Here is a 5,540-nt window from a genome sequence, read left to right as displayed (position 1 = left end):
GTGGCCGATCTGGGGGCCCAGGTCAGCGGCAGTGCCGACATGGACCGGGCTTCCGTGTCCCTGCGGACGCTCAGCAGTCCGGCTGAGCGGGATGGTGCGGTGAGCCTGCTGGCGACCCTGATCCAGCAGCCTACCTTCCCCGAGGCGGCCCTGGAGCGGGAGAAGGCCCGGGGCATTGCCGGGCTCAAGGAGGCCGAGACCCAGCCAGACTCCATCCTGGCCCGCCGCTTTGCCGCCGCGCTCTTTCCTGACCATCCCTACGGCCGGCTTCCCACCGTGGAGACCATGGGCGCCCTGACCCGGGAGGATCTGGTGGCCTTCCACCAGCGTCATTACACCGGAGCACGGGCGACCGTGAGCATCGTCGGGGATGTTTCCCGCGCCGACGCCGAGGTCATCGCCGAGCGGCTGGTGGGTGGGCTGCCCACGGGCGAGGTGCCGGCCCCGGCGGTGAACAGCGTCCGCCCCGCAGGCCAGCAGATCCGCGTGCCCCATCCGGCGGCCCAGGCCCACATCGCAGTGGGGCAACCGGGCATCCGCCGGGGGGACCCGGATTTCTTTCCGCTGCTGGTGGGCAACTACATCCTGGGGGGGGGCGGTTTCGTGTCGCGCCTGACCCACGAGGTCCGGGAGAAGCGCGGGTATGCGTACAGTGTGTATAGCTACTTCATCCCTCAGCGGGACGTGGGTCCTTTCCAGATCGGGCTGCAGACCAAGGGCAGCCAGCTGGAGGATGCCCTCCGGGTGGTGTCGGCCACCCTGCAGGATTTTCTCGACAAGGGCCCTAGCGATGCGGAGCTCAAGGCGGCCAAGGACAACATTGTCAATGGTTTTGCCCTCCGCCTGGATTCCAACCGGAAGATGCTCGAGCAGGTCGCCGTGATCGGCGCCTATGGGCTGCCCCTGGATTATCTGGATACCTACCAGCAGCGCGTCCAGGCGGTGAGCGCGGCCCAGGTCCGCGATGCGTTCCGCCGTCACGTCCAGCCGGACCGCCTGATTACCGTGGTGGTGGGCGGGGATGGGGACAAGGGGAGCACCCCAGGGAGTGCCCGTTGAGCAAGGTGCGCATCATCGGAGGCGCATGGCGCTCCCGCCTGATCGACGTGTCCACGGTGAAGGGGCTGCGTCCGACGCCGGATCGGGTTCGTGAAACCCTCTTCAACTGGCTGGGGCAGGATCTCGAAGGACTTCGCTGCCTGGATCTCTTCTCCGGCAGCGGGGCGCTGGGCTTCGAGGCCGCTTCCCGGGGGGCCGCAAAGGTCACCATGGTCGAGCAGGATGCCGTGGCCTTCGCCGCACTCCGCAGCAATGCAAAGACCCTACAGGCGGTGTGTGTAGAGCTAGTGCGGGCCGATGCGCTAAAATTCGCCCGCTCCGCACGCCACACCTATGACGTGGTCTTTCTGGATCCACCCTACCGGGCGGGCTGGATCGAGCGGATGGCGCCGCTGCTGCCGGATCTCCTGTCGGAAGACGGTGTGGCCTATGTGGAAGCGGAATACAAGATTGAAAACATCGACCGATTGACACTCATCAAGCAGGCGGTGGCCGGGCAGGTGTATTACCACCTCTTTGCTGCGCATGCCTGATGTTCGTGTGGTCGGGCCGACAGGGAAGGGCTGCATATGAGGGATGGCGTCGCGGTTTATCCGGGCACCTTCGATCCGTTCACCAAGGGACATGAAGATCTGGTCCGCCGGGCAGCGCGTCTGTTCGACAGGGTCATCGTCGGCGTGGCGGTGAGCGGCGGCAAGGGGCCGATCTTCAATGTGGATGAACGGGTCGAGATCGCCCGGGAAGTTCTTGCGGCTTATCCCAACGTGGAGGTCCAGGGTTTTGCCTGCCTGCTGATGGAGTTTCTCCACCAGAACAAGGCTCGGGTCATCATCCGCGGCCTGAGGGCCGTGTCTGACTTCGAGTACGAATTTCAGATGGCAGGCATGAACCGCAAGCTTTACCCGGATGTGGAAACGGTGTTCCTTACGCCTGCCGACGAGTACATGTTCATTTCCGGCTCCATGGTGCGGGAAATTGCCCGGCTCGGCGGTGATGTCAGCAAGTTCGTGCAGCCGGGTGTCTATGACCGCCTGTGCCGGAAGTTCAATAAACAGTAAGTAACGAGGAAGTCAAACAAAATGGCCTTGATGATTACCGACGAGTGCATCAACTGCGACGTCTGCGAGCCGGAATGCCCGAATGGTGCCATTTCCCAGGGGGATGAGATTTACATCATCGACCCGAACAAGTGCACCGAGTGCGTCGGCCACTTCGATGAGCCCCAGTGCCAGCAGGTCTGCCCGGTGGATTGCATCCCCTTCGATCCGGAGCATCCGGAAAACAAGGATGACCTGATGGAGAAGTTTCTCAAGCTGACCGCTGACAAGTAAGGCCGGTATCGTGCCGGCGGCGTAAGCCGTAGGCCAGCAAGAACAAGGGCCGCCCTGGTTTCCACCCGGGCGGCCCTTTCATCGAATGCAGGGCAGGAGGGTGCTCAGGCGGCCAGGGCGGTGGCCGGGACGGATGGCCCGGGCAGCGTCAGGGCCTGCTCCATGCGGTTGGCCAGCTGGTTCAGCTGGGCCAGCTGGGCGACCAGCTGGTCTTCGGCCTGCTGCAATTCGCGTACCCGGTCTTCCAGCGTGTCAGTGGCCTGATGGATGCGCTTGACGCTTTCCAGGCGGCGCTTGAGCTGCAGCTGGTATTCCCGGACCTGGGTTTCCAGGGGTGCCATCACCGCCCTCAGCCACTGCTCGGCGTCCCGGTTGGCCACTTCGAAGGTCCGCCGGGCTTCCACGGCCACGGTTTCAAAGAATTTCTGGGTCAGGGTGTGTTTCTCGGTGGTGACGATGGTCAGCACGGTGTTGAACTGACTGTTGAAGGCGGCCTCGAGGCGCTCGATTTCCTTTTCATAGCGCAGGGTCGAGAAGGCCGTGGGGGCGGCCAGCTTGAGGCCATGTTCAACGGTGAAGCGCTTGTACATCGCGTCAAGCATTTTGGAGATCTCGCCGATTTCGTCGGTGGATTTCTTGAAGTTGGCGCGCAGATGGGCAAAGAAGCCCTTCATGGCTTCCCGCAGCCCCCGGGAGAAGGCCGCGTCGAGCATGGCTTCGCGGGTCCGGCGGGTCTCGTCCCGCAGGGCATCCAGTCCCAGGTGTTCGAACAGGTTGTTGGACAGGTTCGAGAACACGCTGCGTACCGCGTAATACTTTTGCAGGCCCTGCTCGAATTCGTCCTTCTCGGAGCGGACCTTGCGCATCATGTATTCGATGACGTTCTGGTTCTTGCCGCGCAGGTCGGTGAGCTCCTGCAGCTGCTCCCGCAGGCCGGTGAGGCGCGCATTGAGGAGCTCCCGGGCGCGACCGACGATGTCGCTCACGTCTCCGTGGGTGCTGTCCCGGACGATCTCTCGTTTGGTGGGCAGCAGCTCGGTGGACAGGGCCTGTTCCAGTTGCAGGATCCGGCTGCGCTCGAGAAGTCCGGCATCCTCATTGACCTTGGCGACCAGCCCCTTCTGAGCCGAGACGGGATACACCTGCTCCGGGGTGATGTCGAGGGTGGCAGCCACGCTGGCCACCTGGCCGCTGATCTCCCGCTCGATCTCGCTTTCGCTGCGCAGCCCGTCCCACAGACCATCGATCTTGTTGAGGGCGACGAGGCGACCCCGCTGGCGGCGCCCTCCATTCACGTGCTCTCGCCAGACCGCCAGGTCGGACTGGGTGACTCCGGTATCGGCTGCCAGGATGAACAGCACCGCATGGGCGTTGGGCAGCAGGTTGAGGGTGAGCTCGGGCTCGGCGCCAATGGCGTTGAGCCCCGGCGTGTCGAGGATCACCAGCCCTTGCTCGAGCAGGGGGTGGGGGAACTGGATGATCGCGTGCCGCCAGCGGGGAATCTCCACTTGCCCGGAGGCGTCCGGGCGGATCCCCCGCTCGCCGCTCTCGTCAATGGGAAAGCCCAGCTCCTCGGCTTCGGACAGCGTGACCATGCGGGTTTCACCCACCTGGGCGAGGGCCTGCTGGAGGCTTTCGGCGGAGCGGGTGTCGAGGGGGCGTACCTGCCACTCTTCCGGGTAGCGCTTGAGTTCGGTAATGCTGGCGTTGGTCTTGCGGCTGTCGATGGGGAGCAGCCGGATTTCCGGGCGGTCGCCGGATTTCCACTGGAGCTCGGTCGGACACATGGTGGTCCGCCCTGCGCTGGAGGGCAGGATCCGGTTGCCGTAACCGGCAAAGAACACGGCGTTGATGAGTTCGGATTTGCCCCGGGAGAACTCGGCCACGAAGGCGACGACCAGCTTGTCCTCGCGCAGGCGATCAAGCAGGTACTGGAGGCGGAGGTCGGACTGGGCGTCACCGATTTCGTTGGTCTGCAACCACTTGCGGAGCTCGCTGACCCCGGCGGCGACGTCACCGCGCCACTGGGTGTAGGCCGAAAAGTGGTCTGCGAGAATGTGGGCGTCTTTCACGGGATTCTTTCCTGCCTGCAGGGCACAGCACCGGGGGATTGGTCGAATAGCGTCAGCATAAACGGAAGCGCTCCGTCGGGAAACGTCTTCAGCGTTGACAGCGGGGGCAATGGAAGCTGGCACGCTGGCCCATGATGCGTTTGCGGATGAGCGTCCCGCAGCGCCGGCAGGGTTCGCCATCCCGGCCATAGACAAAATAGCTTTGCTGGAAGTAGCCGGGCGTGCCAGTGCTGCTGACGAAATCCCGCAGGGTGCTGCCTCCTGCGGCGAGGGCGTCGCTGAGGGTTTCGCGAATGCAGCTCGCCAGGCGGGTGCAGCGCCGGAGACCGAGCTCGTCCATGGGGGTGGTGGGGTCGATGCCTGCCCGGAACAGGCTTTCGGAGGCGTAAATGTTGCCGATGCCCACCACGATGCTGCCATCCATGATGAACAGCTTGGCGGGGGTGCGTCGACCCCGGCTGGCCCGGTGCAGCCAGGCGCCATCGAAGCCGTCACTCAGGGGTTCGATGCCCAGGCGGGTCAGCAGGGGGTGTTCGGTCTCTCCGTCCTGCCACAGCACCAGACCAAACCGGCGGGGGTCCCGCAGACGCAGGGTCCGTGCTCCGAACACGATGTCCACGTGGTCGTGCTTTTCCGGGGGCTGATCTGCCGGGACGATGCGCAGGCTGCCTGACATGCCCAGGTGGATCAGCAGGCTGCCGGCAGGAAAGTCCAGCAGCAGGTATTTGGCGCGTCGCCGGACGCGTTGCAGGGGTTGCTCTGCCAGGTGCTGGGCCAGGCTGGCGGGTACCGGCTGGCGCAGGCGCCCATTGCGGATCAGGACGGCAGTGACCTGCTGTCCTTCCAGTTCCGGGGCGATGCCCCGCCGGGTGGTTTCGACTTCGGGGAGTTCAGGCATCGTAAAGATGAGGTGGGTGGAAGAGGCTCGCTTGCTGGGCTATTCGAAAGGGCCTAACATCAATCGAACCCTATTGTAGCGGCGTGATCCAACCCGTGTTTGCTGTCGGCACCCCGACCGGCAGGCCTGTCGAAGAAATATTCCGAGCCCAACCCATGAGTTCCTTACGCCCGATTCTGC

General features: G+C 64.3%; 6 protein-coding genes. 4 read left to right on the top strand and 2 right to left on the bottom strand.

Translation table 11 applies throughout. The features are described from left to right. From PHD22_RS16110 to PHD22_RS16095, 4 genes are all read left to right on the top strand, one after another. The coding region (locus PHD22_RS16110) for a pitrilysin family protein (protein ID WP_299869201.1) at window positions 1–1,059 on the top strand (1,059 nt) is incomplete at its 5' end. Beyond that, entirely contained in the window at window positions 1,056–1,592 is a 537-nt protein-coding gene (gene rsmD, locus PHD22_RS16105) for a 16S rRNA (guanine(966)-N(2))-methyltransferase RsmD (RefSeq protein ID WP_299869198.1), read from the top strand. The genes PHD22_RS16110 and rsmD, both read left to right, overlap by 4 nt. Window positions 1,593–1,628: 36 nt before the next feature. Continuing rightward, complete coding sequence (gene coaD / locus PHD22_RS16100) at window positions 1,629–2,117, top strand: pantetheine-phosphate adenylyltransferase (RefSeq protein WP_299869195.1); 489 nt, start codon at window positions 1,629–1,631, stop codon at window positions 2,115–2,117. Window positions 2,118–2,138: 21 nt separating this feature from the next. Further along, a complete protein-coding gene (locus PHD22_RS16095; protein WP_299869192.1) occupies window positions 2,139–2,390 on the top strand; it encodes a YfhL family 4Fe-4S dicluster ferredoxin in 252 nt (83 codons plus the stop codon). A 104-nt stretch (window positions 2,391–2,494) separates the two neighbouring features. On the opposite strand, the gene PHD22_RS16090 is transcribed toward PHD22_RS16095, so the two are convergent. Further along, a complete protein-coding gene (locus tag PHD22_RS16090; protein WP_299869189.1) occupies window positions 2,495–4,462 on the bottom strand; it encodes a dynamin family protein in 1,968 nt (655 codons plus the stop codon). Between the two features lie 88 nt (window positions 4,463–4,550). Further along, complete coding sequence (gene mutM, locus PHD22_RS16085; RefSeq protein ID WP_299869186.1) at window positions 4,551–5,360, bottom strand: bifunctional DNA-formamidopyrimidine glycosylase/DNA-(apurinic or apyrimidinic site) lyase; 810 nt, start codon at window positions 5,358–5,360, stop codon at window positions 4,551–4,553. Window positions 5,361–5,540: the final 180 nt, after the last annotated feature.

This window comes from Zoogloea sp. (assembly GCF_028693495.1).
In the GTDB taxonomy this organism is placed as follows: Bacteria; Pseudomonadota; Gammaproteobacteria; order Burkholderiales; family Rhodocyclaceae; genus Zoogloea.
This window is presented reverse-complemented; position numbering and strand designations above follow the sequence as displayed.